Genomic DNA, 26475 nt, shown 5'->3' with positions numbered 1-26475 from the left:
GATGATGATGAATGAAAAATATAGTGTGGATGACAAAGTCAGAGAACTTGAACAAAAACTGTTTAGCCTTATTAGTCAGATGGAAAAAATGAAAAAGGAGCGCACCATTCATTACCATATTCAGCATCTGGAAATAAAAGAGGCCGCATTTGAACAGCTCCACTATCACTTGGATTCAATCAGTATCGAAAACTTAAGCGGGACCTTGAATATAGGCAATAATTTTGATGGAGGAGTACAGGGAAAGCCTCACCCATCCCAACCTGATATGCCAAAACAAAAGAACACTCCCATCCCAGTGAAAGGGAAGGGTGTTAATGATACTAATTCAAAAGAAAAGCAAAATTTGGTCAAATCTCACTCAAAGCAGAGTGAAAAGCCCCGGAAGGATCTTATTGTAACTCCGCAAACCAAAGGCTACTCGGTCACCTTTAAGAAAAAGGAGGAAAATCAATGAGTTCTCCATATTCCCCCAATTTTTTCATAGGCAGTATCCGTATAGGGGTGGTTGAGAGTGCCTCCTGCATAAACATGGGGAACAATTACCCTGCACAGTTTCAAAGCAATAAAAAACATAATCAGGGGATTGGTAATATCAGCGGCGATGAAAATGATATCCATGAAAACAAAAGTCTGGTAAACGACTCGTCCTTTATCGATATGCTTCACCAGCTGGAAAATCAGGAACTTCCTCTTTGGCTCCAGGATGCCATAAAGGAAAAGCAGGGCACGCACTGTGATGATGAAAATGATGAAGATTAGTTGCTGGATTTAACCTGAACGGGCATATCAACCATATCCGGGTCATATACAATGTTCATATTTGATGAAGTATGATTGTCTGCCCCTACTACCAGCCCAAAACCCATATTTGCTTTTTGACTGGTACTCCAATTTGACTGGACGTTGTGCCCGGTGAAAACTCCGGAGCTATTCATGATGGAGTTTATTTCAATTCGATCTAGAAGAAAATGGACATGCAACTGTTGTTTTTTTGTATTTCGCATAGTGACCTCCATCCTAGAATTGGGCACTCGGCTGAGGGTTGTTAAGTTCTGGATTCGTAATGGTCGTATCAACTCCATCCGTATCAATGACTACATTGAATACTCCGTTAATGCCTACCACTCCGATTTCAATTCCATTCCCCATATTGATTTTTCCCTGGGTAGACCAGTCCGGTTGATTATTTTGACCTGTGGAAACTGCCGAACTCTTACTGATGGAGTTCACATTTATTTGGTTGAAGATAATGGATACTGGCAATGTTTTTCCTCCTTCATACTTGATTGTATTTAGTGTATGAAATAATTTGGAGATAGTTATTAATTCTTCAGATAAATAATTGGTCTAATTTGTTGAAGATCTTAAGTGGATTTAGGCAAAAGTACTATTTTACAAAAGTTACTCATGATTTTATTTACCCTGTCATACCATATATAAATTTTATGAAATAGTTGGGGGAAATCATGATGGTAACAAAGCAGATTATCGTTACACTTACGAATGGGCTTCACTCGAAAACAGCCCAATCTTTTGTCCGAAAAGCACTTGCGTTTCAATCTGATATAAAAGTGGTGCGGCATAACAAAATGGTGGATGGAAAAAGCCTTCTTGGCCTTCTTTCCTTGGGGATAGCCACCGGAAATGTCGTAACGGTGAAGGCGGAAGGTTTGGATGAAAAAGAAGCGGTGTCAATTTTGACATCATTTCTAAAAAATGAAATAGATGTTGAATAATCCGACACGCAGTGAACGCAGCTGCGTGTATTTTTTTACAGAAAATAACATTGAAAAGACGGACAGGTTTCCTCTATACTTTCCGAATATATATGTTGCTAGGTTTATTACTTCAATAAATCTGGGTAAATATCTTCGTATAGAACAGAAACGGAGGAGAACATCATGAAAACTCGCGATTCCTTCTTTGACAATGCGAAGTTTATCCTAATCTTTTTAGTCGTATTTGGGCATATCATATCACCTTATCGATCAAATGATGAATGGCTTGTGTCCATCTATCACTTTATTTTTATCTTTCATATGCCGGCATTCATTTTATTGGCCGGACACTTTAGTACAAACTTTCATAAAAAAGGTTACTATACAAAAATAGTGACAAGATTACTAGTTCCGTATCTTATTTTGCAGACAATCTATACTTTGTTCTATAGCCAGCTATATGCATCAACGGAATATTCCCTGCAATACTTTACACCAAGATGGGCCATGTGGTTCCTGTTAAGTATGATAGCCTGGAAACTTATGTTGCCGCTATTTGCCAAGCTGAAAGCAAGATACAGTGTACCATTGGCGCTTGCCCTGGGAGTGGGGATTGGATTTTTCGAAATATCCGAGCGTTTCCTGAGCCTGGATCGAACATTTTACTTCTTTCCATTCTTCCTGATCGGTTATTATCTGACGCAAACCGATCTATTTGAACAAGTGAAAAATGGGGCTTATCGTCCTTATGCCGCTGGTTTCCTGGTCCTTCTATTCGTTGCCATCTACATCGTTTTAGGTGGGATCGATGGAGCAAGTATCCTTTATGGGACATATACTTTCTCTTCTGTCATGGATATGATGGGGCGCATTGGCATCTATGCAGGAAGTTTCCTGGTTACAATCGCATTTTTTGCCCTTGTTCCTAAGGAGAAGTATTTCTTTACAGGAATAGGCAGAAGATCATTTTATGTATATATCCTTCACGGTTTTATCATCAAGTGGTTTTTCGAAACAAGTTTCAGTGAGGCCATAAACTCGGGACCTGGCTATGTACTGCTCATCCTGCTTAGTATCATGGTAACTTTTGTAACAGGTAATAAGTATGTGGTCAAAGCAATACAGACGCCATTTGGATATATGAAGGAAGGATTGTCCTTGAAGAACGGATAGAAAGAGGAACCTCCATGGTGATGGAGGTTCTTTTTTTATCGTTTTAGCCAATCCTTTAAATGAAGTGTCCCCATATGAGCATCTGGTTCTCCTTCAAGATTTGTAATATACTCCAGTGAATTACCATCAGGATCTGTGAAATAATAGCTCGCAGATGGCATCCATGCATGGACTACTGCATCACTGGTATCAAGTCCGAAACTCTCCCTCAAAGATATGTTCCTTTCTAGTAGAAATGCAGGGACTGCAAGCAATTGATCATATTCCACATAAAATGCGAAATGTGCTGGTATGAATTCCTCTTTGGATACCTCCCATATTCCAAGCATCTGTTCCTTCTTTTCAGGATCACCAAGCCAGAAGAATGCGACCCTTCTTTCATGAATGATAGTGGCAAGCTTCAATCCTAGCTTCTCGTAAAAACTGATTGATTCCTCCAAGTTTATTGTTTTGATATGCGTTTCAAAAAGTTTCGAGTTCTTCATTCCCGGATTCCCCTTTGTCATTTTGATACTATAAGTTTATTCCAAATAAGGGTGCAGGAAATCAAAGTTTAGTAGTATCTTCTCCTACATCTTTAGCAGGAGAATAAAAAAACTGAGAATCTAGATGAGATTCACAGTCAGTTGGTCATATATCTGTTATTTTCTCAAACGCCATCCTTCTATTGACCGTCCAAATGCCAAGGAGGGAGAGCAAGGTGGTCATGGTAATGAGAATAGGCAAAAGATTAGTTAACTGAGCCATTACACTATAAAGGATGCTAATGGAAACCATAGGTATGATAACGGCAAGGAATTGTATCTTTCTGTTCACCATGGTCATTAAACTGCTGCAGAGATACACTATTCCACCGAGCAGCGTGATGGACAAAAGTGTGTACAAACTATACATTTTACGGCATGACCTCCGTTAAGATTAGTGGTTTATGAAAACACTGTCTTTCCCATTATTATACCATGAGGATGGATGAATATTCAGAAAAAAACAAAGTTGAAATTCTCAAAATTATATTGACAGTCCGCGAAAGGGAAAATATACTAATAAGGATAAGAATACGTAAAAAGGAAGGTACAAAGTGCGATGTGGAATTAATCTAATTTTTAGGAGAGAACTCATGATGATGAATAGAATGAGGAACCTAGAGAATTGGATTAGTCTGCCCATTTTTGCCTTCCATAAGAATCGTTTGAAAAAAACCACTAGCTGTTTGGCATAGTGTCATTTTACGATGTTTCATTATGTAAAAGGCTTTTTTAAGATGGCATGTTTTCATGCACAGGACTTATCATTAACCTCTCTAGGATTCCTAGGGAGGTTTTTTGTGATGATTGATAAAGCTACTCATTTTAATTACGGAAAAAATTTATAAAACCAAAATGAGGTGCTGTGTATGAGAAACATTATTCTACAAGCTAAAAATATCAACAAAAACTTTGGAGAAAGAAATATTTTGAAGGAAATTACGTTGGACATAAGAAATGGCGAAAGAATAGGGCTTGTTGGCTGGAATGGAACAGGGAAAACGACACTGATGCGAATTCTGATGGGACTGATTATGCCGGATGAAGGAAGTGTCAAAAGGCTTCCCATGGAATTGAATATAGGATATCTTCCTCAATCCACAGATTATGAAGGTGTACTTGATGGTCTTATGCTAGAAGGCAATGAAGAACTTCTTTTGAAGGCAACAAGCAGATTGGGGTTGGAAAAGCTACAGAATTGGGAGAAAGAACGTTATCGCCATTTAAGTGGAGGAGAAAGGCTTAAACTTGCACTTGCAGCAATCTGGGCAAAAAATCCTTCGCTTATCTTCCTTGATGAACCTACCAACCATCTGGACTTGAAGGGAGTGAATTGGCTGGTGGATGAGTTGAACAATTTCCATGGTGCTGCAGTAATCATTTCCCATGACAGATATTTCTTGGATAGAAGCGTCACGAAAGTGTACGAAATAGAGGATAGCCAGTTGAAGGAGTATGAGGGGAACTATACGGAATACCGGAACGAAAAGCAACGCCTTTATGAACAACAGGTGAGAGATTACGATAAACAGCAACGGAAAATCCGAATGGTGGAAGAGCAGATTTCAACGCTTAAGCAATGGTCTGAAAAAGCCCATCGGGATGCGGGGAAAAATAGGGGTGACTCTGAAAATAGACAGATGGGGTTAAAAGAATACGAAAGAGTCAAGGCCAAGAAGAAAGACAATCAGATTAAATCAAAAACAAAGAGGCTTGAGCTGGAGCTTTCCAAAAATAAAGTTGAAAAGCCAAAAGAGGAACCCCAGGTACTATTCGACTTTGAAGCAAGTGGAAAGCGTGGTAAAAGGATCCTCGAAGCCAAAGGACTAACAAAAGAGTTTGGTGATCGTGTGCTGTTCAAGCAAAGTCATTTTTATGTAAAGCATGGAGAGAAGGTGGGGCTGCTTGGATCAAATGGTGCAGGAAAAACGACTTTCATCAACATGATGATGGGAAGTGAACCCATTTCAAATGGATCTCTATGGAAGAGCGACACTCTGAAAATAGCGTATTTGAGTCAGGATGTCAGTGATATGCCTTCTGAGAAAACGGCGATGGAATATCTTTCCTTTAGCGGCTGGGAGAGGGTTACAAAGGCAAGAACCATTTTTGCCAATATGGGAATGAAAGAGGAGAAGCTTTTAAAGCCGATTTCCACCCTCAGTCTGGGGGAACGGACACGAGTCAAACTGGTAAAAATGATCATGCAGGATTATGATGTACTGATTCTCGACGAACCGACCAACCACCTGGACCTTCCAAGCAGGGAAAGGCTAGAAGAAACCTTGGAGAGTTACCAGGGAACTTTGATTGCTGTTTCGCATGACAGGTACTTTATAGAAAAGCTATGCGATAAGCTGCTTCTGATTGAAGATCAGCAGATTAAAAGGGTGGAAATGGGTTTAAAGGATTATGATAAAAAGCAAAAAGAGAAGATAGAGCCGGATAAAAAAGAAAAACAGGAAATAAAGGCTATCCTGGATACGAAGATAACTGAACTCTTAGGGAAAATAAGTATGGTTGTACCAGGAACTGAGGCGTATGCAGAGATGGATGAAAAGCTTTTGGAACTGATGAAGAGAAAAAAAGAAATATGATATTTCCAAAAGACTTAGTACAGCAGTAATCAAGGGGGAAGTACAAGAATGATAGAAGTGAAAAACATAAGCAAATATTACAGATTGTTTGAACGGGAGCCTGGACTCAGAGGTGCAATCCGCGCATTATTCAAAAGAAAATATATCAAAAAGACGGCAGTTGATAATATCAGCTTCCATATCCCTAAAGGTGAAATTGTAGGGTATATCGGCTCAAATGGGGCAGGAAAATCCACCACCATAAAAATGATCAGTGGAATACTGACTCCCGATGCCGGTGAAGTAGTCGTTGGCGGTATCACGCCATATAAAAACAGGACAAAAAATGCGAAAAGTATCGGTGCAGTGTTTGGACAAAGAACCCAATTGTTCTGGGATATCCCTGTACAGGAATCATTACAACTGTTAAAGCACATCTATGAAATACCAGAAGAAGCCTATCAAAAGAATATCGAAAAATTCAAGGAAGTCCTGGATCTCGAGCCGTTGTTATCAATCCCGGTGCGCCAATTGTCATTGGGTCAGAAGATGCGATGTGAGCTTGCAGCAGCTTTCCTGCACAACCCATCCGTGGTTTATCTGGATGAACCGACCATCGGATTGGATGCATCCGTAAAAATAAAGATCCGTGAGTTCATCAAACAGATGAACCGGGAACATGAAACGACCATCATTTTGACCACTCATGATATGCAGGATATAGAAGAGCTCTGCAACCGCATCATCATCATTGATAAGGGTACCATCATCTATGATGGCAGTTTGATAGAATTGAAGAAGACGACGAAATATAACCGTACCGTAAAACTGGAGCTCGAAGAATCCACGGAAGACTTTGTCATACCAGTAGCCCTGCAGGGTTATGTGCTCAAAGAATTGTCGGATTCCCAACTTCTTCTTCACTTTAACAATCAGGATATCAATGGCAGCCAGATCATTGCAGAGGTGATGAAGCATCATGTCATCAATGACTTCACCGTAACGGAACCGGGAATCGACAAGGTTGTCCAAGAAATATATGAGCGGGGGTTGGATCATGCGCAAGTATTGGGAACTGTTAAAGTCTCAAATTAAAATCGAAACCGCTTATATAGCCTGGTACTGGGCAGATGTGGTCTCCACATTGCTGCGATTGGCAATCATGTATTTCTTCTGGTTGGCCGTTTATCAAAATCGAACAGAAATTTCCTCCATTACATTTGATAGCATGATTACCTATGTGGTCATAGCCATGATGCTTGAAAGTTATGTTTCCGGGGCTGGGGACCAGCTAACACGCAATATAAAGAATGGGGATATTGCGCTGGAATTACTAAAGCCTTATGACTATTTGACAAAGCTGATTTTTATGGATTTTGGATCTAAAGCTAATAGTTTTGTCCGTACAACGATCCCTATGTTCATAGTCGCTATGGTGTTTATCGGAATCCAAACGCCTTTATCCTGGCAAAGCTTCCTGTTATTCATCCCAAGTATGATGATAGGGGTCCTGATTGGTACTCAGCTTGATTTGATCATCGGGGTACTGGCATTTTGGACGGTGAATGTATGGGGGTTACGGGTATTAAGGGAAGCTGTCATCAAGTTCTTTTCCGGCGCCCTTATCCCTTTGACACTTTTTCCTGATTGGTTTCAGCAGGTATCAAGCTTCCTGCCATTTGAGTCCATGATCTTTGTGCCTGTCGCCATTTATACAGGTCAGATACCATTTGGGACCGAGGCAATAATGGCCTTTGCCGCTCAACTATTCTGGCTTGTTGTCCTATTTTTCCTTGTAAGGATTGTGTGGTCACAGGCAGTGAAAAAAGTAACGGTGTTTGGGGGATAAAGGGATATGTGGAAAATAACAAAAAGATATAGCTTTTTATATAGTAGATACTTTGCCAATCATCTGAAGGTGATGATGGAATATAAAACAGATTTTTTCATCGGTCTATTTTCGGTGATGGTGCAACAGTTCACCGCCTTGTTCTTTCTGAAGATCGTTTTTGACCACATCGATGTGCTCAAAGGCTGGACATTTTATGAAATTCTTTTCATTTATGCGATCGCTTTTTTAGGGCGTTCAATTCACCATATTTTCTTTGATAATCTTTGGACGCTTGGATGGCAATATGTACAAACAGGGAATTTCGACCGACTTCTTCTACGGCCCGTGAATCCATTGTTTCAAGTCGTAGCGGAGCGCGTTCAGCAGGATGGCTTCGGGCAACTGATCATCGGGGGGATTGTACTTTCCATTGCAAGTGCACAACTTGATATTCAATGGTCGATCGGCACGATTCTTATGCTGCTTGTTTTTATCCTTTCGAGCGGAATTATTTTTGTAGCAATCAACCTGTTTTTCATCACTTTCTCTTTTTGGATGGTCGACAGCCTTCCCATTGTCGTTTCGGTATTCCAATTAAGTGAATTTGCCAGATATCCTTTAACGATCTATCCTCGTGCCATTACACTGATTATCACTTGGGTGGTACCTTACGGATTTACAGCATATTATCCAGCCACTTATTTTTTCGAGGGAAGCGCACATATGTGGTTGGCGGTATTAACTCCGATTATCGCTGTGGTTTCCTTTATGATCGCATATTGGTTTTGGAACAGGGGTATTCGAGCATTCACGAGTACAGGAAGTTGATGAGCAAGATAAACCGGACGATGCCATGGGATCGTCCGGTTTTCTTCGTATACCGAAAAAACTCCTCTCTTCACTTTCCAGTTATGTTACAATTACTTTATCGAATTAAAGGAGTGTTTAGGTATGCGAAATATTCCTTACATCCATTTAGCTGAAACATATATGATTGGAGCTTTTGGAGGATATTTATTTTTCTTGGGTGGTCTCCCTTTACCCTGGGTGCTGGGAGCTTTGACCTTCGTCATGATTTACCAAGGCATCAGCAAGCGGAAGATATATTGTCCTGATCCGCTCAAACAAAGCGGATTTCTGATATTGGGGATGTTCTTTGGCCTCTATTTTACAGCAGAGACTTTGAGTACAGTCGGCCCGTACGTGTTGCCTTATGTTGTCTCCACTATTATTCTAGTGGGAATCAGCATCCTGAATAGCGTTCTTGTAACACGCTGGATACCGGTTGATAGGATAACCAGTGTTTTCGGTTCCATCCCAGGAGGCCTATCTGAAATGGTCATTGCCAGTGAATCTTTGAATGCACGTTCTTCCCTTGTCGTGATTTTCCAAACTGTCCGGTTGCTTACCGTCCTCTTTTTTGTGCCATTTGTGGTGGTCCAGATCTTTGCAAATACAAGGACTGGATTGGATACTGTCCTCCCTGGTGCAACCTATGCGTTTGGCGGCTGGGATTATCTGTGGTTTGTACTGCCTGTGATAGGTGGAATTCTTTTCAGGAATAGGATCCCTGCAGGCATTGTCATCGCCCCGATGGCTCTGACAGCAATGATGAATATACTTTTTGTTGAAATGGCTACCCTTCCACCGTTGTTTCTCATTATTGCGCAAATCACGGTAGGCATCGGGATGGGAAAAGGAATTGCTTTTGCCGATCTGAAGCTCGGAGGAAAATACTGTTTTGTTTACTTTGGCTTGACGGTAACCCTCATTCTTGTGTCATTCGGATTAGGTGCAGGCCTGGCAGCTTTCACTTCTTTAAACCTGCCGACTGCCATTTTAAGTGTGGCTCCTGGTGGGCTGATTGAAATGGTATTGACGGCGTCCACTGTCGGAGGAGACCCTGCAGTCGTCAGCGCCCTTCAACTGGTCCGTCTCTTGTTTATCATCAGCGTGGTGCCACCTGTGTTGAAATGGTATTTTGGCAGAAATCTAGAAGCCGATAGAGCAGCTTAGAAACTGATCGTCGCCCATACTATAGTGTGGGCTATTTAATTTACATGTCATTTAAAGGATAAACTCCAATATACATAGAATTAGTAACTATCAAATATTCCTGGAGGCATACATATGAAAATTTTAGTGATTGGCGGCACTCGATTTTTAGGTAGATTCATAGTCGAAGAAGCGTTAAAGCAAGGTCATGAAATAACACTATTCAATCGCGGCAATCATCAAGATCTATTCCCTCAGGTAGAAACGATCATCGGAGACCGCAATAAGGATTTGGCACTGCTCGAAGCTGGTAAATGGGATGTTGCGATTGATACGTGCGGCTTCACTCCACTTCAATTATCGGAAGCCACTAAAGTATTGGCGGACAAGGTGGACCATTACACATTCATTTCCAGCATTTCCGTATACAAGGACTGGATCCCACATGGCTTGGATGAGGACTATCCTATCCTGTCATTGTCAGATGCGGAAGCCGATAAAATCGGATATGGTACAACCGAAGAAATCAATATGCATTACGGAGCCTTGAAAGCAATGAGTGAAGCTGCTGCAGAAAAGAATATGCCCGGAAAAATGCTTCATGTTCGTTCAGGCCTGCTTGTAGGGCCACTTGATTATTCAGATAGATTCTCGTATTGGGTAAAAAGGATTGCCGAGGGCGGTGAGGTCCTGGCACCAGGAAGAAAAGGGCGCAATGTGCAAATGATCGATGCCAGGGATATGGCACTCTGGATATTGAAAATGGCTGACGAGCGGGTTTCTGGTGTGTTTAACGTCACCGGGCCAACAACTCCGATGACTATGGAGGAATTCTTACAAACCTGCAAAAAGGTAGCAAACTCAGATGCGGAGCTCGTATGGGCGGATGAAAGCTTTTTACTGGAAAACAAAGTCGCACCATGGACTGAAATGCCATTATGGATTCCAGAAGAACATCCTTTGACAGAAGGTGGCCAGCCATGGCGCGGTGCCAGTACAATAAGTATCGATAAAGCCATTCAGCACCGTCTGACTGTCCGACCTGTTGAGGATACAATCAAGGACATCCTTGATTGGGAAGAGACCAGAAGCGACGAAGAAAGAAAGGCAGGTATTCATCGCGAAAAGGAAAAAGAAGTGCTGGAGGCTTGGAAGAGCAGCCAGTTTTCATAAATTCATCGTTGGAAAAGAAGCCATTGTCTGGCTTCTTTTCACATTTTACATGATGGAGGTTTAATCCTATGGAATTAAAAATCTATTTACAGAAAATTGGACAAGTTTTTATTGATGAACTGGAAGACAATTTAATCGGAATTTATATCCACGGTTCCATTGCAATGAGATGCTTCAATCCTAATAGAAGCGATGTCGATCTTTTGGTAGTGGTAAATGACGGTATAGAAGATGTGATAAAAAGAAGAATGATCAGCCGCCTCCTCTTCATTACCCAGGAACACAAAAATCCATTGGAAATGAGCATTATCCAGGAAAAATACCTAAAGGACTTCATCTATCCGACACCATTTGAACTGCATTTCTTCCATCCCCGCTATTTGGTTGATGGTCAATTTATCTGTGGTGGTGACGGGTTCTTGGACCCGGATCTCGCAGCTCATATAGTAGTTACCTATAATAGAGGGGAAACCTTATATGGGTTGGATGTTAAAAAGGCCTTTCATCCGATCGGAACCAGCTATTATGTTGATTCCATCGTAAAGGATGTGGAGGATGCCAGAACAGGAATTGTAGAAAACCCGGTGTATTACGTATTAAACTTATGCAGGGTGCTTTACTTCCTTAAGGAAGGTGTCGTCTCTTCTAAAAAAGAAGCTGGTGAATGGGGAGTAGAACATTCTTCCTACAATAAACTTATTTCTGAGTGCCTGGCAAGTTATGTAGGAGAAACGGACGAACCTAAATTCATTAATAATGAACTCTTTAAATTTGCCGATCAGATGCTTGAGGAAATCCACAGATTAAAAACAGTGCAGCACAGCCGTTAAACCTGATGGCTGTGCTTTTTTATGGAAATTGCGAAATTTAATTCATCAATTAAAAACGGGCTCATCCGTTTTCAAGGAACAAGCGACAAAAATCCTTCAGTTGCGTCAAAGTAAATGAAGCAAAAATAATTGACAAACTGGAGTGTTGCAACATGAAAAAACATCAAAAAATAGCTTTGGCGTTAGCATTGTCACTTGGTTTATCTGGTGCAGTCGGATTTTCCTCCCACGAAAAGGCAGCAGCTGCCTCCTATTCCAAGGAAGAGATAGTCATTAAAAAAGGCGATACGCTATATAGCCTGTCGAAAAAACACGGCGTTTCCATTGAAGAACTGAAAGATATGAATGATCTTACTACTTCGAAAATCATCGCAGGTGAAAAACTTATCATTCAGGAGGCTTCCATAGTGACAGTCAAAAAAGGCGATACGCTATACTCCCTTTCAAAAGAGCATGACACCACCGTAACCTTGTTGAAGGAATGGAATAATCTCTCATCCAACAGGATTTACACCGGTCAGAAATTGCTTGTGAAAGCACCTGTAATCGTCAAAGTGAAAAAAGGCGATACACTGTATGCCTTGGCAAAAAAATACGATTCATCCGTTTCAGACCTTAAGAAATGGAATGGATTAACATCATCTACTATCAAAATCGGCGACAAACTATTTGTGACACCTGCACCGGGAAGCTATAGCATTACGATCAAGAAAGGTGACACTTTATATTCCATTTCTAAGAAATACAAGATGACAGTAAAAGAACTGAAAGAACTAAATGGTCTGACTTCCAATACCATTATTGCCGGTAAAAAGCTTAAGCTGAATTAAGAAATGGGTTTGGTGGAGCCTGACGCTGCTCCTAGGCAGCTTGTATATTATTATGGGATTCATATATCCACGAATATTATGATATATCGATGGATTGCGTCCTGATATCAACGAAAAAAATGATATATCAACGAGAAATTATATTTATCCACAAAATCGAGGCAGTTATCGATAAAACGCATATTTCGACAAGATTCTCAACTTTACCTAAACCTAGATGCGTCGCCCAAAGAATTCCTTTCCCTGCAGATATCAGCAGTTCTTTTCATTGACACTGATAAAGAAAAGTCATAAGATACTAAAGGTGATTATTGCTACGACACACGAAATAAAGGGAAAATATATAGAAAGAGGGAGTTACTTTGGCACCTGAGCAGCGTAAGAAGATGTTAGTTTTAATGGTCAATATGTTTATCGCCGTTGGTAGCTTCGGCATCATCATCCCGATCCTTCCAGCTTATCTGGAATCGATCGGCGAGGGTGGAATGGCGGCAGGGTTGATGATCGCAATATTTGCTGGTGCACAACTTGTGATGTCACCTGTTGCAGGCAAGTGGGCCGATCAGTATGGCCGAAGGATTATGATCATTCTTGGGCTTGCGGGACTGACACTATCGATGTTTGTGTTTTATGGCTTTGATTCGGTTTGGATGCTGTATCTATCACGTGTGATAGGAGGAGTCGGTGCTGCACTGCTGATTCCGGCACTGTTTGCTTATGTCGCAGACATTACCACGATGGAGCAGCGCGCAAAAGGAAACAGTTATATTTCAGCCGCAATGTCCCTAGGTATTGTCATTGGGCCGGGAATAGGTGGATTTCTGGCGGATTTCGGCCTGAAAATGCCTCTATTGGTATCGGCCTTGATTTCTCTCCTAGCGACAGTCTTTTCTATTTTGGTACTAAAAGAAAGTAAAGAAAAAGAAATGAATCAAGTGATAGCCACCGATTCAGACCCAATGGTGAAAAAACTGGCTCAATCAGTCAAAAAACCATATTTTATTCCGCTAGTCATCACACTTGTGATGAGCTTTGGATTAATGGCATATGAATCTGTCCTTGGATTATTCATAGACAACCAGTATGGGGCAACTCCGCAGGAAATTGCACTCATGATCACTGCTACTGGAATTGTCAGTGTAATTGTACAGTTGTTTATCGTCGATCGAATTGTACGGGTTCTAGGTGAAGGGAAAGTATTGAATATTTTCATTACTGTAGCAGCTGCAGGATTCTTATTCTCGCTATTTGCTTCGAGTTACACATTTTTCTTCATCATCACTTTAATCATCTTTTTGGCTACTTCCATTCTGAGACCTGTCATCAATACATTGATCTCCAAGCTTGCAGGAAATGAACAGGGATTTGCAATGGGGATGAACAATGCCTATATGAGCATTGGGAATGTTCTTGGGCCGACATTGGCCGGGATCCTGTATGATGTGAACATTTCATATCCGTTCATTCTTGGACTTGTGATCTTAAGCTTTACCATAACATTATCCATGTCCTGGCAGAACCGGGAGCGAAAAAAGCTAGTGAGCATAGAAGCAAAGTAAACTTACGGAAAAATTCTCCACTTTTTCCTATTTACTTTTTGATGCAGATGGTCTACAATAATCTTTGTAATATTAATTTTCTGAAAGCGAGGGATGTTTTATGGAACGATTAATTGTCATGAACGTTAACCAATTAAATAAAACAGCACAGCCCTTGCAAGGAAATCGATAAAATTTTATTCCGAGATGGATAAGACTGTAGATTCCCATGGGCTGTGTCATCAGCGCCATGGTTTATAAATTTTTATGAAAAGACCGTGAGAGCGGTCTTTTTGTTTTACCCAAAATTAATCTACTTTCCATTGGAGGAATAAACATTGAAACGTAATGAACTAGGTTGGAACGACTATTTGAATAATGAATTTACACTTTACGAAGAGCAGGGCTTCACGGTTGGAAGAGTCATGCTTGAACATAAAAGAATATATCGTGTCGAAACGGAGAACGGTGAGTATTTGGCAGAGGTGTCCGGAAAATATCGATTTGAGGCGGAAAGCCGCGAGGACTACCCTGCAGTAGGCGATTGGGTTGTCCTAAGTGAAAGGCCGAGTGAGAGAAAGGCTACAATCCAGGCGCTACTTCCTCGCTTCAGCAAGTTTTCCAGAAAAGCTGCAGGACTTACGACGGAAGAACAAATTGTTGCGGCAAACGTGGATACCGTCTTTTTGGTACAATCACTGAACTATGATTTTAATGCAAGAAGATTGGAACGTTACTTGATCATGGCATGGGAGAGTGGCGCAACCCCTGTAATCGTCCTCACCAAGACTGACTTGTGTGAGGATGTGGCAGCAAGAATAAAGGATGTTGAAGCTGTCGCATTGGGTGTTCCGGTATTCGCAGTCAGTGTGAAAGATGAAACGGGACTTGAAGAGTTGGCCCCTTATTTTACTACAGGAAAAACTGTAGCACTTCTTGGATCTTCCGGTGCAGGAAAATCGACCTTGACGAACTACCTGTTAGGAGAAGAAAAGCAGGTCATTCAAGAGGTGAGAGGGGACGATGATAAGGGAAGGCACACAACCACCTATCGGGAACTGTATCTTTTGCCGACAGGCGGGCTAGTGCTTGATACGCCAGGGATGAGGGAGTTGCAGCTATGGGAGGCTGATGGGTCTACAGTCGGTCAGAGCTTTCAGGATGTGGAGGAACTTGCTGAACAATGCTACTTCAGAGATTGCAAACATGAGAACGAGCCAAGCTGCGCGGTCCGGGAGGCAATTGATGAAGGGACATTGGAGGAAGCAAGGTATCAAAGCTATGTAAAGCTGCAAAGGGAACTTGCTTATCTGGAACGAAAAACGAATAAACGGGCACAATTGGCAGAAAAGGATAAATGGAAGAAAATCTCGACAAGTGCGAAAAGTAGGAAGAAATAGCATGCAAAAACACAAGGGGCTCCTTGTGTTTTTGTATTTTCAGGTTCGCTCAATTCCCCACAAAAAAGAAGCTGAACATAAAATTCAGCTTCAATCTTTTACGCAATTATCTGCACCTTGCTCGCACTCTTCATAAAAGAAACAGCAAGATCATTGAATCGTTCACTTTCTTCAATATTGCAAACATGCCCGCAATTTTCAATGATTTCCATTGTAGAGTTCTCTTCGTTTGCAGCATATTTCTTTGTGCTTTCGAGGAACATATGGTCTTCAGAGCCCGATATATAAAGCTTAGGGATTTTATTTTTCGTCTCTGCCAATCTATCGTAGGTGGTGTAACCGTTCAGGCCGTATAAGACCCATCCCAGATAAGCTTCTTTAGAAAGTTTATAAGCTTCCTTGATGAAAGCTTTACGGGAATCGGAATGATTGCGCTTCGGTAATAGAACTCTCGCAAATATTCTATAAGGAACCATATGTGGAAGAATTTTTCTCAAAGGATAAAAGACGGAAAGTCGGCAAAGAAACTCGCCCCATTTTTTCAACTTCGGAGTGGCGCCTCCTAGAATCATCGACTTGATTGAAGATGGGGAACGCAGTGCAATTTCCTGCATAATAATGGTGCCAAGGGAAATGCCAACAAAATGAGCGGATTTTATTTTTAAGGCTTTCAGTATTTCAAGGGTTTTATCACAAGAGTACTCAAATAGATCCACACCTTTTGGATATGGAGTTTTTCCATGTCCTGGTAAATCTAGTAATAGTACATTATATTCAGAACGGAAAGGTTTCAATTGCTTGTAGAATATGGAAGAGTTTCCTCCAAAGCCATGAAAGAGCACAATCCATTCTTTTGAAGATGGGTGAATGAGAGTTTTATAGAACATAGGTTTCCTCACTTATGTTGCATATTTATATTCATGAATCCATACCCGGTTAATGGGGGTAGAAAAACTTGCAAGTATAAGTATACACACTAATACAGCCTTTACTCAACCTTCTTTTTTTACTATTTTGTGACAATGGAACCATCTGTGGGGTATCTTACTATTCAAGTCATGAAATTTTGGGCACTTACCTTGAAATTATGCGTAGAAAATCTGTATGAATAATCATTACTAGAAGATCTTGTTTAATGGTAGAATATAGGGGCAATATCAATTTAATCATCCAATTAATTAGATGTGCACGCACTTAATAGGGAATCTGGTGAAAGTCCAGAACTGTACCCGCAACTGTAAAGCTGACGAAATAGAGAACCCACTATTACTTTTGAGTATGGGAAGGGCTAGAGTAGGGAGAAGCTAAGTCAGGAGACCTGTCTGATTGATGAAGTACTATCTTCTTCGGGAGGTGAGAGATAGAACGAGGGTGCGTAAGGAAGGCTTTTTTATCAAGGCTTCTTTCTTGCATCCGTCTTTCACTCATCCTTATGCAGGGTGAGTTTTTTTATTTTTACTAATAAGGAGGATATTAAGCATATGAATACCAACAATTCCGTTTCTTCCAATCAATCAAGGACCATTCAGACGAGGTTGGTTCTGCCGCCTGATACGAATCATATGGGTACCATTTTTGGAGGAGTGATTCTATCGTACATAGATGAGATTGCAGCTATTACTGCAATGAAGCATTCCAGGAATGTTGTTGTTACTGCTAGCATCGACCAAGTGACTTTTCTTTCCCCTGCGAAGGTCGGGGATATTCTGACTCTTGAGGCGATAGTGGCCTCCACGGGAAGAACATCCATGGAAATTTTTGTGAAAGTGGAAAACGAAAATTATGAAACAGGTGAGAAAACGACAACCACCACATCATTTTTGACAATGGTGGCAAAAGGAAAAGATGGAAAGCCGACTCCGGTTCCAGGTGTGATTCCCGAGACAGATGCAGAAAAAATGCTTTTCAACAGTGCTTCAGAGCGCAAAAAGAAACGCTTGGAAAAAAGATAGCAGGAATTTACCATGGTGTAGTAGAAGTATGGAGAAAGAAATGAATACGAAAGGCGGTGATGAGAAGTGTTGGATTCTTATACCGACCCGAATGCTCTAATGGAAGGGACGATACTCTTGTCATCGTCCCATATATTTGCGCTGGTGATCGCATTGTCGCTCATTTTACTTTTGTACTTTCTACGAAATAGTAAATACACAAATGTGTATGGAAGGTGGGCAATTTTGGGATGCCTTCTTTTATCAGAGGCATGGCTGAACTATTGGTATATTACAACCGATATGTGGGATATAAGCTACACCCTCCCTTTTCAGCTATGCTCCATCAGCTTGTATCTGTGCATGTGGATGCTGATAACCAGGCAAACCTGGACATTTGAAGTGGTATATTTCCTGGGACTTGGTGGTGCGTTACAGGCATTGCTTACGCCAGAGCTCTTTTATGATTTTCCACACTTTCGTTTTCTGCATTTCTTTGCGGCACATATTGCCATCATCTTGTCGGTTTTTTATATGTTATGGGTGGAAAAGAAAGCCATTACATTTAAATCCATGTGGAAAGCGTTTGGGGCGCTGCAGCTTATAGCCATACTGGTATTCTTTATTAATAGGCAAACTGGCGGGAACTATATGTTTCTGGCCAGGAAACCTTCAAATGCCAGTATCATCGATTTGCTAGGACCATATCCATGGTACATCCTTTCGCTGGAATTGGTGGTTATCCTCATGTTTCTCATTCTTTACGCACCACTGCTGATTCTGAAAAAGAAAGCTTCACAAACTATCGATTTCGAAAAAACATAAAAAAGGCCCTTTCAACTTGGGTGAAAGGGCCTCCATATTAATATTTCTTTAACGCATTTTTTACATACTTATATACGCCGAAAAAGATCACAGCAAACACTATTACAACAAGTACATCTATTAAGACAGCCATCCCATTTCCTCCGGTACATTTTACTTATAATATATCTTTAATTCCCCCAATTTTCAATGGAAGGCTGCTAGTCCCTGTTCGAACCTCAAACATTTTGTAACAGTCCTGTCACATTCCCGCAATTCGTCATAGTATGTAGAAAAGACGGAAAGGGGGGACATGTGTGGGTACCCCACTAAAATATATACTTTCCTTATTATTGATAGCTTCCATTCTTTATGGCGGATTGGCTGCATTGACGTATAATTCCATTCAAATAAAAATCGAAAAGCTTGAAGTGCTGGAACAGGAATTATTGGAAAAAGAAAAACAAGGTGAAGTTTCCTATTCCTTTAAACAGGCCTACCTCAAGGAATATAATACCTATGTGCGTCTACAAGCACGACTTCAATCATTTTGGATGAAATGGATTTTTGATTTTCCGGATTATAAAAAGACGTAGTGTTTCTCCAGATTAAATTGGTACATTATTCCTGAGAAATGCCGTGAAACCTTGATGATAAAGGCTTTTGGCTTTCTCTTCAATCTTTATAGGAAAAAATTAGTAATCAAAGTATGTTACACTATACGTAAGTCGAAATAGTTGGAGGGATCATCTTGAAAATAAATGTCTTTCTAGATGATAGTCGCACATGTCCAGAAGGGTATATCCTTGCTGAAGACATTGACGAATGCCTCACCTTGTTAGAGAATAATGCGATCGAGCATCTATCGTTGGATCATGACTTACTCAATAGACATCGGAATGGTCTTATGCTCGTTCAAATTATGGTGGAGAATGAACTTTATGCAGAAAGAATTACGATTCATTCTGCAAACTCGGTTGGCAGTAAAGCAATGTACAAATACTTTAAACAAGCACAGGAAGAATTGAAAATGCCACAGTCGATAAAAGTGATTTTAAGGCCACTACCTTTATTTTAAAAGATAACAATGCAAAAATCAGACGAAAGTAACCGTTCCTACTTCGTTTGGTTTTTTATTTTTGTTAAAATTGGTGAAAAGAGAAATGAAATGAGGGATGTGAGTTGGATTTTATCTACGATCATATTAAAAAAGATCTTGATATTTTATTTGTTGGTTTCAATCCAAGCATACGCTCAGGGGAAACCGGCCATCACTATGCGAACCCGAATAACCGCTTTTGGACTATATTACATCAGTCGGGTATAACTCCAAGAAAATATGCCCCAACAGAAGATTTCAAACTTCTAGACCTGAATTTTGGTCTCACCAATATCGTTTCCAGGCCGACTGTCGGTGCAGCAGATATTACGAGGGAAGAATACAGAGCAGGACGTGAAGAGCTGAAAAGAAAAATTGAAATTAACAAGCCCAGAATAGTCTGCTTTGTCGGAAAAGGAGTCTATCAAGAGTATAGTGGGCATAGGCAAATTGATTGGGGAGTCCAGGAAAGACCGGTAGTTCCAGGTACGATTGAGTTTGTCGCACCATCTTCAAGCGGACTGGTAAGGATGAAGCTGGAGGAGATAGTAGCAATCTACAAGGAACTGAATTCATTAAGGAAATAGTGTGGTCATGACGAGTTTTTTGCGAGGATATAGATAGGAAAAAGCCCATCATAAGGTTCATGACGAGCTTTTTGCAAGGTTGTAGGTAGAAAAAAGCTCATCATAATGGTCATGATGAGCTATTTGCGAGGTTGTAGTTAAGAAAAAACCCATCATTCTCCTCGATCCCTCTATTTCTGTGATAGATCAATATGATCCATCTTCAAAAACTCTTTGATCACCGTTGCACTCGCACCAAGCATGCAGGCATTTTTTCCAAGTGATGATAATTTTAACTCCTTGCGATGGTTCATGGAGGAGGTCAAATTCTTTTTGATTATATCCAGCATTGACGGATGATATGAAAAGAAATCAGAATTGATAATGACTGTCTCGGGATTGAGGATATTTATGATATTGTTCACTCCGATAGCCAGATGATTTGTATAGTCCTTAATAACTTCCTCTAATTCCTCTATTCTGCTTTCCATAAATTGATGTACTTCCTCAACAGAGCAGTTCGACCTACCGAGTCTATCCCGTATTGCTTTTAGCAGAACTTTTTCGGAGGCATATTGCTCCCAGCATCCCTTATTTCCGCATGTGCAAGTACGCCCTTCAGGTTCAATTATCATGTGGCCCACTTCACCTGAATAGCCTTCAAATCCTTGGAATAGCTTCCTTTGAATGATGATGCCCATCCCGATTCCGGAATAGGTTGTAATGCAAACAAGGTCGGTACTTTCGTTAGAAAATACTTGTTCTGCAACTGCACAAAGATTAGAGTTATTGGCTATAAAAACAGGAGCTTGAAGAGACGATTCAAGGGCACCTTTTAAATCAACATTCCTCCATTGATGCTGTGGGGTATAAACGATGTTCTCATAATTATCCACGATACCGTGTACTCCAACCCCTATGCCGATAATTCCATACCTTGAGGTCGGCAAAGTCTTGTTCAATTCCCAAATGATCGTTCTCAATTTTTCTTCCACGGCAGGAAAGCTTTGATCTTCAATTGGGTGAATTTCTTTTGCAACTATATTCCCTTTGAGGTCTGTGGCAGCGATGCTGATGCACGTTACATCAATATCAATTCCAACCGCATATGCTGCAGATTCGTTCATGGATAGGAAAATCGGTTTTCTTCCGCCGGATGAGAACGCTGCATGTGTTTCCACTAAAAGGCCTTCATCGAGCAAATCAGCAATCTGGGAAGAAACGGTCGCTTTGTTCAGACCTGTTAACTTGGCAATCTCTGCACGGGAAATGCTTTTATGCTGCATTATTTTTTCTAATATGATTTTTCGGTTTAATTGACGAATAAATGACGCATCACCAGTATTCAAAGGAATTCCTCCATAACGAAAAAATTGAATAGTGTGTAAATTAACTCTTGATAAGAAAATAGGGGATGTGTATGATTATATAAAATATAGTTTGTTTAGTAAACAAACTAAGTGGAAGGGTGCAAAATAATGAAGGAATTTATTCATGAAGACTTTTTGCTGACAAGTAAAATGGCAAAGATCCTTTACCATGATTACGCTAAGAATCTGCCTATATATGATTATCATTGCCATCTGGATCCAAAAGAGATATGGGAGAATAAGCAATACGGTTCCATTGCAGAAATATGGCTCTCTGGCGACCATTATAAATGGCGTGCCATGCGCTTAAACGGTGTTTCAGAGAAATACATAACAGGAACGGCATCTGATAAGGAAAAGTTTCTCGAATGGGCAAATACTGTTCCACATACATTGGGGAATCCATTGTTCCATTGGACCCATATGGAGCTGGCAAGGTATTTTGACTTTTATGAATTGCTAAACGCGGACACTGCGGAAAGAGTTTGGAATAGCACGAATGCAATGCTTGAAGGAGATTCCTTACGGACAAGGGAGCTTATTAAAGGATCAAAAGTGGAAATGATCGGTACGACGGATGATCCGACAGATACTCTCGATTTCCATGAACGGTTAGCAGAGGATAAAACATGGAAAACGAAAGTGTTGCCTACATTCCGTCCTGATAAGGGAATAGAAATAACGAAGGAAACTTTCCTCCCTTGGATTCAAAAGCTTTCCAGTGTTACAGATAAAGAGATTGACAGATTGGACGATCTGCTTGATGCATTATTGGAGAGAGTGGACTATTTTCATGAAAAAGGAGCTCGCCTCTCCGATCATGGAATCAGCGAAATGGTTTTTGAAACTGCAACTAAAAGCGAAGTGGAGGCTATATTCCAAAAGGCATTGAGCAATACCAAAGTGTCCATGGAGGAAGAAAGGAAATACAAGACATTTATCCTTATATTTTTGGGTCAGGTTTACGCGGAAAAGGGATGGACAATGCAGCTGCATATAGGTGCGATGAGAAACAACAACCAAAGGATGTTCAGGATGGTAGGGGCGGATGCCGGGTTCGATACGATAGAAGATTACACTGTGGCTCAACCCCTGGCCAAGTTTCTGGATTCACTTGATCAAACAAATCAATTGCCAAAGACCATTCTCTATAATTTAAATCCAAAAGACAATTTCATATTTGCTTCCTTGGCCGGGAGCTACCATGAAGAAGGAGTACCAGGAAAGGTTCAGTTTGGTTCCGGATGGTGGTACAACGATCAGAAGGATGGAATGGAGCGGCAGATGACCGATTTGGCCAATATCGGCCTGCTAAGCAGATTCATAGGAATGCTGACAGATTCGCGCAGCTTTTTATCTTACACAAGGCACGAATACTTCCGTCGCATCCTTTGCAATCTGCTTGGAAGTTGGGTTGAAAAAGGCGAGGCACCACATGATGAGAGATTGCTTGGTTCGATGGTGAAAAATATATCATATGAGAATGCAAAGAATTATTTTGATCGTGCTACCATTTCGGAGGTGAGAAAATGAAGCTGGCTTTTCGTTGGTATGGAGAGGAAGACAGTATTACGCTTGAGTATATTCGCCAAATTCCCGGAATGAAAGGAATTGTCTCGGCAATCTATGATATACCTGTCGGTGAAGTATGGCCAAAGGAGAAAATAGTTGATTTAAAGAATGTGATTGAAAAGAAAGGCTTGTCTCTTGCAGTAATTGAGAGCGTTCCCGTTCATGAGGATATAAAATTGGGTCTCCCTTCAAGGGATAAGTATATTTCCAACTACAAGGAGACATTAAGGAATCTTGCGAGCGCAGGTGTGGAAGTAGTCTGCTATAATTTCATGCCGGTCTTTGATTGGACCCGATCGGATCTTTACCACCTGTTGGAGGATGGATCCACCACTTTGATCTACGAGGAGGACACAATAGAAAAAATGAATCCTTCATCTGGAGGTTTGGCTTTGCCGGGCTGGGACGCTTCTTATAAAGATGGAGAACTGAAGGGACTTCTGGAGTCCTATCAAGCTGTTACCGAAGAAAGGCTTTGGGAGAACCTTGCCCATTTTTTAAATGAGATCATCCCGGTTGCAGAAGAGGTATCGATTAAAATGGCCATACATCCCGATGATCCACCATGGTCTATCTTCGGTTTGCCGAGAATCATCACAGATGCAGAAAGCTTACAGAGATTGATAGATATACAGCAAAGCCCATTCAATGGTATTACCTTCTGCACGGGGTCATTTGGGGCAAGGGCAGATAATGATCTTCCCGCGATGATTCGCACATTTGGTTCGAGAATTCATTTTGCCCACTGCCGGAATGTAAAACGGACTAAACTAAAGTCCTTTGAAGAAACCTCCCATCTATCATCAGACGGTTCTGTCGATATGGTGGAGGTATTGAAGGCATATCAGGATATAGGTTTTACAGGGCCACTCCGTCCGGATCATGGCAGAATGATTTGGGGAGAGACAGGGCGCCCGGGTTATGGACTTTATGATAGGGCGCTTGGTGCCGTGTATCTTAATGGAATCTGGGAAGCACTCAACAAAGTGAAAGGAGTGGAGCAATCAACATGAATCTTCCATTCAAGGTGAATTTAGAAGGGAAAGTGATCGTGGTGACCGGCGGAAGCGGGGTGCTTGGCTCGGCGTTTTGTGAAGCTTTTGCCGATTGCGGTGCAAAGGTTGCCATCATCGGAAGAACGGAACAAAAAGTGCAACAGCTTGCAGCTGTTATCAACGGAAATGGTGGTACAGCCATCGGATTGGCTGCCAATGTATTGGATAAGGCGGAATTGGAGAATGCCAAAGAGAAAATCCATCTGGAATTCGGCACCTGCGATATATTGATCAACGGTGCAGGGGGCAATCACCCCAAGGGTACTACAGACCTTGAATTTTTTAATCAGGGAGACCTGCAAAAAGATGTCCGGACATTCTTTGATCTGGATGAAGAAGGAATCAATTATGTTTTCCAATTGAATTTCCTTGGGACCCTTCTTCCATCACAAGTATTCGGGAAGGATATGGTAGAGAAAAAAAACGGAACGATCATCAACATTTCATCGATGAATGCATTCTCTCCTCTGACAAAAATTCCTGCATACAGTGGAGCGAAGGCCGCGGTCAGCAATTTCACGCAATGGCTTGCTGTACATATGTCAAAAGCAGGGGTGAGAGTGAACGCCATTGCACCGGGATTTTTCCTGACAGATCAGAACAGATCGCTTTTATTGGATAAGGATGGTTTGCTCACGGAGCGCGCTGAGAAAATAATAGCGCAAACCCCAATGGCCCGTTTCGGGGAAAGTCAGGAATTGATCGGCACGCTGCTCTGGCTAGTGGATGATCGCGCTTCCGGCTTTGTGAATGGTGTGGTCGTGCCGGTTGACGGCGGTTTTTCCGCATACTCAGGAGTGTAATTGAAAAGGGGGATGGAAGGAATGAAGCGGTATCAGGTGTTACAACGGCTTGTCGAACAAGGGATTGTGGCCATTATCCGAGCGGAAAGTCCGGAAGGGGGAAAAAAGCTGGCAGAAGCATGTGCAGATGGAGGGGTGACGGCAATTGAAGTGACATTTACCGTTCCTGGTGCGGATAAAGTGATTGCTTCACTTAAGGATAACAGGAGCCTGCTTGTCGGAGCAGGTACTGTCCTGGATACGGAAACAGCCCGGATTGCCATTTTGGCCGGGGCGGATTATATTGTCAGTCCCTGCTTCAACGTGGAAACGGCAAAACTCTGCAATAGATATCAAGTTCCCTATCTTCCTGGGTGCATGACTGTAAAGGAAGTGGTGGAAGCATTGGAATATGGTGTGGATATCATCAAATTTTTCCCGGGTAATCTGTTTTCACCAGAGGCGATAAAAGCCTTTAAGGGACCAATTCCTCATGCTTCCTTTATGCCTACTGGGGGAGTAACTCTGGACAATGTCGGTGATTGGTTCAAGGCTGGGGCAATCGCAGTGGGAGTAGGGGGAGAGCTGACTGCTCCTGCAAAACAAGGAAACTACCAAGGGGTAACTGAATTGGCAAAGCAATTTGTCGAGAAGGTCCATGAGAGCAGAACGGTGGGTGTAAGACTGTGAAAGTGGTGACTTTCGGTGAACTAATGATGCGTCTTACCCCTCCGAATTACAGCCGGATTGTGCAGGCTACCGAGTTTCAGGCGGTTTTCGGAGGTGGAGAGGCTAATGTAGCCGCCTCTCTGGCATTGTTTGGACATAAGGTTCAGTTTGTGACGAAGCTGCCTGAAAATGATTTGGGGACAAGTGCCCTCAGGCATCTGAAACAGCAAGGAGTCCATACTGACTTCATTGCCAGGGGAGGAGAAAGATTAGGGCTTTATTTTTTGGAGCAGGGTATGTCATTCAGGCCTTCTCAAGTCATCTATGATCGGAAAAATTCTTCCATTGCCAAAGCAAGCCAGGAAGATTTTGATTGGGAAGCGATTTTTGAAGGAGCAGATCTTTTTCATACATCCGGGATTACGCTTGGAATCAGTGACGTTGCAAGAGAAATTGCATTGACTGCTATCAAAGCGGCGAAAAACAAGGGCATCAAGACAAGCTTTGATATAAACTATCGAAGTAAGCTGTGGGGGTTGGACGAGGCTCGGGAAGCAATAAAATCCATTCTCCCCTATGTGGATATCTGTTTTGGAGGCTATTTGGATGCAGTAAATATACTAGGGTTAAAGAGTTCAATTTCAGACGGGAATAGAGAAAAGCTTTATGAGGATCTTTTTCAGCAGATCTGCACCTTTTATGGAGTGAAAAAGGTGATTTGCACGTTTAGGGAGACACACTCCGTAACGAAGCATTCTCTTACGGGTTACCTCTATTCATGGGGCGAAGGCATTCTTACCACAGATTCGCAGACCTTTGACATACTTGATCGGGTCGGAGGAGGAGATGCGTTTGCGGCAGGTTATCTCCACGGGCATCTTTCAGGTTGGAGCGATGAGGACAGTTTGAACTTTGCCTTGGGTGCTTCCGTGTTGAAACACACCATTTCAGGTGATGCAAACCTGGCAACAGAAAGGGAAGTAAGAGCCTTTTTGTCCGATAAAGGGGTAAGTGGGATTGTAAGGTAGGGGATTGT

General features: G+C 41.5%; 30 protein-coding genes and 1 riboswitch. Of the genes, 24 read left to right on the top strand and 6 right to left on the bottom strand.

All coding sequences use genetic code 11. The features are described from left to right. Window position 1 precedes the first annotated feature (1 nt). On the top strand, window positions 2-457 hold the full coding sequence (gene gerPC / locus ABN702_RS11845) for a spore germination protein GerPC (protein ID WP_417897064.1): 456 nt from the start codon (window positions 2-4) through the stop codon (window positions 455-457). Beyond that, entirely contained in the window at window positions 454-762 is a 309-nt protein-coding gene (locus ABN702_RS11840) for a hypothetical protein (protein WP_417897063.1), read from the top strand. The genes gerPC and ABN702_RS11840 overlap by 4 nt, the downstream gene beginning before the upstream one ends. Here ABN702_RS11840 and ABN702_RS11835 read toward each other — a convergent pair. Together ABN702_RS11835 and ABN702_RS11830 are read right to left on the bottom strand one after the other, a co-directional pair. Next, complete coding sequence (locus tag ABN702_RS11835; protein ID WP_417897062.1) at window positions 759-1007, bottom strand: hypothetical protein; 249 nt, start codon at window positions 1005-1007, stop codon at window positions 759-761. The two genes, ABN702_RS11840 and ABN702_RS11835, sit on opposite strands and share 4 nt — an antisense overlap. A 13-nt stretch (window positions 1008-1020) precedes the next feature. Further along, a complete protein-coding gene (locus tag ABN702_RS11830) occupies window positions 1021-1266 on the bottom strand; it encodes a hypothetical protein (RefSeq protein ID WP_386636324.1) in 246 nt (81 codons plus the stop codon). A 203-nt stretch (window positions 1267-1469) separates the two neighbouring features. Between ABN702_RS11830 and ABN702_RS11825 the strand changes: the two genes are divergently transcribed. Both ABN702_RS11825 and ABN702_RS11820 read left to right on the top strand, forming a co-directional pair. Next, window positions 1470-1739: an HPr family phosphocarrier protein gene (locus tag ABN702_RS11825; RefSeq protein WP_417897061.1), complete on the top strand. Its 270-nt coding sequence runs from the start codon at window positions 1470-1472 to the stop codon at window positions 1737-1739. Window positions 1740-1904: 165 nt separating this feature from the next. Continuing rightward, window positions 1905-2894: an acyltransferase family protein gene (locus ABN702_RS11820; RefSeq protein WP_417897060.1), complete on the top strand. Its 990-nt coding sequence runs from the start codon at window positions 1905-1907 to the stop codon at window positions 2892-2894. Window positions 2895-2929: 35 nt separating this feature from the next. On the opposite strand, the gene ABN702_RS11815 is transcribed toward ABN702_RS11820, so the two are convergent. Together ABN702_RS11815 and ABN702_RS11810 are read right to left on the bottom strand one after the other, a co-directional pair. Then, window positions 2930-3379, bottom strand: a complete 450-nt coding sequence (locus tag ABN702_RS11815; RefSeq protein WP_417897059.1) for a VOC family protein — start codon at window positions 3377-3379, stop codon at window positions 2930-2932. A gap of 145 nt (window positions 3380-3524) precedes the next feature. Beyond that, a complete protein-coding gene (locus ABN702_RS11810; protein WP_417897058.1) occupies window positions 3525-3788 on the bottom strand; it encodes a hypothetical protein in 264 nt (87 codons plus the stop codon). Between the two features lie 499 nt (window positions 3789-4287). Between ABN702_RS11810 and abc-f the strand changes: the two genes are divergently transcribed. The 10 genes from abc-f (at window position 4288) to rsgA (ending at window position 15591) form a co-directional block, all read left to right on the top strand. Continuing rightward, window positions 4288-6015, top strand: a complete 1728-nt coding sequence (gene abc-f / locus ABN702_RS11805; protein WP_417897057.1) for a ribosomal protection-like ABC-F family protein — start codon at window positions 4288-4290, stop codon at window positions 6013-6015. Between the two features lie 48 nt (window positions 6016-6063). Continuing rightward, window positions 6064-7089, top strand: coding sequence for an ABC transporter ATP-binding protein (locus tag ABN702_RS11800; RefSeq protein WP_417897056.1), 1026 nt, complete (start codon window positions 6064-6066; stop codon window positions 7087-7089). Then, on the top strand, window positions 7052-7843 hold the full coding sequence (locus ABN702_RS11795) for an ABC transporter permease (RefSeq protein ID WP_417897055.1): 792 nt from the start codon (window positions 7052-7054) through the stop codon (window positions 7841-7843). The genes ABN702_RS11800 and ABN702_RS11795 overlap by 38 nt, the downstream gene beginning before the upstream one ends. A gap of 6 nt (window positions 7844-7849) precedes the next feature. Continuing rightward, window positions 7850-8653 (top strand): ABC transporter permease, encoded by an 804-nt coding sequence (locus tag ABN702_RS11790; RefSeq protein WP_417897054.1) that lies wholly within the window; start codon window positions 7850-7852, stop codon window positions 8651-8653. Between the two features lie 123 nt (window positions 8654-8776). After that, window positions 8777-9841: an AbrB family transcriptional regulator gene (locus ABN702_RS11785; protein ID WP_417897053.1), complete on the top strand. Its 1065-nt coding sequence runs from the start codon at window positions 8777-8779 to the stop codon at window positions 9839-9841. Window positions 9842-9955: 114 nt separating this feature from the next. Next, window positions 9956-10993, top strand: coding sequence for an NAD-dependent dehydratase (locus tag ABN702_RS11780; protein WP_417897052.1), 1038 nt, complete (start codon window positions 9956-9958; stop codon window positions 10991-10993). A 68-nt stretch (window positions 10994-11061) separates the two neighbouring features. Further along, a complete protein-coding gene (locus ABN702_RS11775) occupies window positions 11062-11823 on the top strand; it encodes an aminoglycoside adenylyltransferase domain-containing protein (protein ID WP_417897051.1) in 762 nt (253 codons plus the stop codon). 152 nt (window positions 11824-11975) lie between these two features. Then, the gene (locus tag ABN702_RS11770; protein WP_417897050.1) at window positions 11976-12653 is read left to right on the top strand and encodes a LysM peptidoglycan-binding domain-containing protein; all 678 of its coding nucleotides are present in this window, start codon (window positions 11976-11978) and stop codon (window positions 12651-12653) included. Between the two features lie 362 nt (window positions 12654-13015). After that, window positions 13016-14212: an MFS transporter gene (locus tag ABN702_RS11765; protein WP_417897049.1), complete on the top strand. Its 1197-nt coding sequence runs from the start codon at window positions 13016-13018 to the stop codon at window positions 14210-14212. A 317-nt stretch (window positions 14213-14529) separates the two neighbouring features. Further along, window positions 14530-15591 carry a ribosome small subunit-dependent GTPase A gene (gene rsgA, locus ABN702_RS11760; protein WP_417897048.1) on the top strand — a complete coding sequence of 354 codons (1062 nt, stop codon included), beginning with the start codon at window positions 14530-14532 and terminating at the stop codon, window positions 15589-15591. Between the two features lie 98 nt (window positions 15592-15689). Here the strand turns inward: rsgA and ABN702_RS11755 are convergent, their stop codons facing one another. Then, window positions 15690-16478 (bottom strand): alpha/beta fold hydrolase, encoded by a 789-nt coding sequence (locus ABN702_RS11755; protein WP_417897047.1) that lies wholly within the window; start codon window positions 16476-16478, stop codon window positions 15690-15692. 276 nt (window positions 16479-16754) lie between these two features. Then, window positions 16755-16932, top strand: a riboswitch (cobalamin riboswitch). 140 nt (window positions 16933-17072) lie between these two features. Here ABN702_RS11755 and ABN702_RS11750 point away from each other — a divergent pair. From ABN702_RS11750 to ABN702_RS11730, 5 genes are all read left to right on the top strand, one after another. Beyond that, window positions 17073-17543 carry an acyl-CoA thioesterase gene (locus ABN702_RS11750; RefSeq protein ID WP_417897046.1) on the top strand — a complete coding sequence of 157 codons (471 nt, stop codon included), beginning with the start codon at window positions 17073-17075 and terminating at the stop codon, window positions 17541-17543. A 66-nt stretch (window positions 17544-17609) separates the two neighbouring features. Beyond that, window positions 17610-18347, top strand: coding sequence for a TIGR02206 family membrane protein (locus tag ABN702_RS11745; protein WP_417897045.1), 738 nt, complete (start codon window positions 17610-17612; stop codon window positions 18345-18347). A gap of 296 nt (window positions 18348-18643) precedes the next feature. Continuing rightward, the gene (locus tag ABN702_RS11740; protein ID WP_417897044.1) at window positions 18644-18922 is read left to right on the top strand and encodes a hypothetical protein; all 279 of its coding nucleotides are present in this window, start codon (window positions 18644-18646) and stop codon (window positions 18920-18922) included. A 155-nt stretch (window positions 18923-19077) separates the two neighbouring features. After that, on the top strand, window positions 19078-19404 hold the full coding sequence (locus tag ABN702_RS11735; protein ID WP_417897043.1) for a cyclic-phosphate processing receiver domain-containing protein: 327 nt from the start codon (window positions 19078-19080) through the stop codon (window positions 19402-19404). A gap of 104 nt (window positions 19405-19508) precedes the next feature. Beyond that, on the top strand, window positions 19509-20012 hold the full coding sequence (locus tag ABN702_RS11730; protein WP_417897042.1) for a mismatch-specific DNA-glycosylase: 504 nt from the start codon (window positions 19509-19511) through the stop codon (window positions 20010-20012). A 170-nt stretch (window positions 20013-20182) separates the two neighbouring features. On the opposite strand, the gene ABN702_RS11725 is transcribed toward ABN702_RS11730, so the two are convergent. Continuing rightward, window positions 20183-21340: an ROK family protein gene (locus ABN702_RS11725; protein ID WP_417897041.1), complete on the bottom strand. Its 1158-nt coding sequence runs from the start codon at window positions 21338-21340 to the stop codon at window positions 20183-20185. A gap of 129 nt (window positions 21341-21469) precedes the next feature. Between ABN702_RS11725 and uxaC the strand changes: the two genes are divergently transcribed. The 5 genes from uxaC to ABN702_RS11700 are packed head-to-tail and all read left to right on the top strand — an operon-like array spanning window position 21470 to window position 26467. Next, the gene (uxaC, locus tag ABN702_RS11720; protein WP_417897040.1) at window positions 21470-22894 is read left to right on the top strand and encodes a glucuronate isomerase; all 1425 of its coding nucleotides are present in this window, start codon (window positions 21470-21472) and stop codon (window positions 22892-22894) included. After that, window positions 22891-23946 (top strand): mannonate dehydratase, encoded by a 1056-nt coding sequence (gene uxuA / locus ABN702_RS11715; RefSeq protein WP_417897039.1) that lies wholly within the window; start codon window positions 22891-22893, stop codon window positions 23944-23946. Before uxaC ends, uxuA begins: the two co-directional genes overlap by 4 nt. Next, entirely contained in the window at window positions 23943-24791 is an 849-nt protein-coding gene (locus ABN702_RS11710) for an SDR family oxidoreductase (protein ID WP_417897038.1), read from the top strand. The genes uxuA and ABN702_RS11710 overlap by 4 nt, the downstream gene beginning before the upstream one ends. Window positions 24792-24812: 21 nt before the next feature. After that, complete coding sequence (locus ABN702_RS11705) at window positions 24813-25460, top strand: bifunctional 4-hydroxy-2-oxoglutarate aldolase/2-dehydro-3-deoxy-phosphogluconate aldolase (protein ID WP_417897037.1); 648 nt, start codon at window positions 24813-24815, stop codon at window positions 25458-25460. Next, entirely contained in the window at window positions 25457-26467 is a 1011-nt protein-coding gene (locus tag ABN702_RS11700) for a PfkB family carbohydrate kinase (RefSeq protein ID WP_417897036.1), read from the top strand. Before ABN702_RS11705 ends, ABN702_RS11700 begins: the two co-directional genes overlap by 4 nt. The last annotated feature ends 8 nt before the right edge of the window (window positions 26468-26475 follow it).

The organism is Bacillus haimaensis (assembly GCF_048270625.1).
GTDB lineage: Bacteria > Bacillota > Bacilli > Bacillales > Bacillaceae_I > Sutcliffiella_A > Sutcliffiella_A haimaensis.
The sequence above is the reverse complement of the archived record's forward strand: the minus strand, read 5'-3'. Positions and strand labels throughout refer to the sequence as shown.

Coding starts and splice junctions, on each gene's coding strand:
- ABN702_RS11710 (WP_417897038.1), top strand. CDS start 23,943: ATGAATCTTCCATTCAAGGTGAATTTAGAAGGGAAAGTGATCGTGGTG.
- ABN702_RS11840 (WP_417897063.1), top strand. CDS start 454: ATGAGTTCTCCATATTCCCCCAATTTTTTCATAGGCAGTATCCGTATA.
- ABN702_RS11795 (WP_417897055.1), top strand. CDS start 7,052: ATGCGCAAGTATTGGGAACTGTTAAAGTCTCAAATTAAAATCGAAACC.
- ABN702_RS11815 (WP_417897059.1), bottom strand. CDS start 3,379: ATGAAGAACTCGAAACTTTTTGAAACGCATATCAAAACAATAAACTTG.
- ABN702_RS11780 (WP_417897052.1), top strand. CDS start 9,956: ATGAAAATTTTAGTGATTGGCGGCACTCGATTTTTAGGTAGATTCATA.
- ABN702_RS11750 (WP_417897046.1), top strand. CDS start 17,073: ATGAATACCAACAATTCCGTTTCTTCCAATCAATCAAGGACCATTCAG.
- ABN702_RS11755 (WP_417897047.1), bottom strand. CDS start 16,478: ATGTTCTATAAAACTCTCATTCACCCATCTTCAAAAGAATGGATTGTG.
- ABN702_RS11810 (WP_417897058.1), bottom strand. CDS start 3,788: ATGTATAGTTTGTACACACTTTTGTCCATCACGCTGCTCGGTGGAATA.
- ABN702_RS11820 (WP_417897060.1), top strand. CDS start 1,905: ATGAAAACTCGCGATTCCTTCTTTGACAATGCGAAGTTTATCCTAATC.
- uxuA (WP_417897039.1), top strand. CDS start 22,891: ATGAAGCTGGCTTTTCGTTGGTATGGAGAGGAAGACAGTATTACGCTT.
- gerPC (WP_417897064.1), top strand. CDS start 2: ATGATGATGAATGAAAAATATAGTGTGGATGACAAAGTCAGAGAACTT.
- ABN702_RS11705 (WP_417897037.1), top strand. CDS start 24,813: ATGAAGCGGTATCAGGTGTTACAACGGCTTGTCGAACAAGGGATTGTG.
- ABN702_RS11800 (WP_417897056.1), top strand. CDS start 6,064: ATGATAGAAGTGAAAAACATAAGCAAATATTACAGATTGTTTGAACGG.
- ABN702_RS11825 (WP_417897061.1), top strand. CDS start 1,470: ATGATGGTAACAAAGCAGATTATCGTTACACTTACGAATGGGCTTCAC.
- ABN702_RS11785 (WP_417897053.1), top strand. CDS start 8,777: ATGCGAAATATTCCTTACATCCATTTAGCTGAAACATATATGATTGGA.
- ABN702_RS11790 (WP_417897054.1), top strand. CDS start 7,850: ATGTGGAAAATAACAAAAAGATATAGCTTTTTATATAGTAGATACTTT.
- ABN702_RS11775 (WP_417897051.1), top strand. CDS start 11,062: ATGGAATTAAAAATCTATTTACAGAAAATTGGACAAGTTTTTATTGAT.
- ABN702_RS11770 (WP_417897050.1), top strand. CDS start 11,976: ATGAAAAAACATCAAAAAATAGCTTTGGCGTTAGCATTGTCACTTGGT.
- ABN702_RS11835 (WP_417897062.1), bottom strand. CDS start 1,007: ATGCGAAATACAAAAAAACAACAGTTGCATGTCCATTTTCTTCTAGAT.
- uxaC (WP_417897040.1), top strand. CDS start 21,470: ATGAAGGAATTTATTCATGAAGACTTTTTGCTGACAAGTAAAATGGCA.
- abc-f (WP_417897057.1), top strand. CDS start 4,288: ATGAGAAACATTATTCTACAAGCTAAAAATATCAACAAAAACTTTGGA.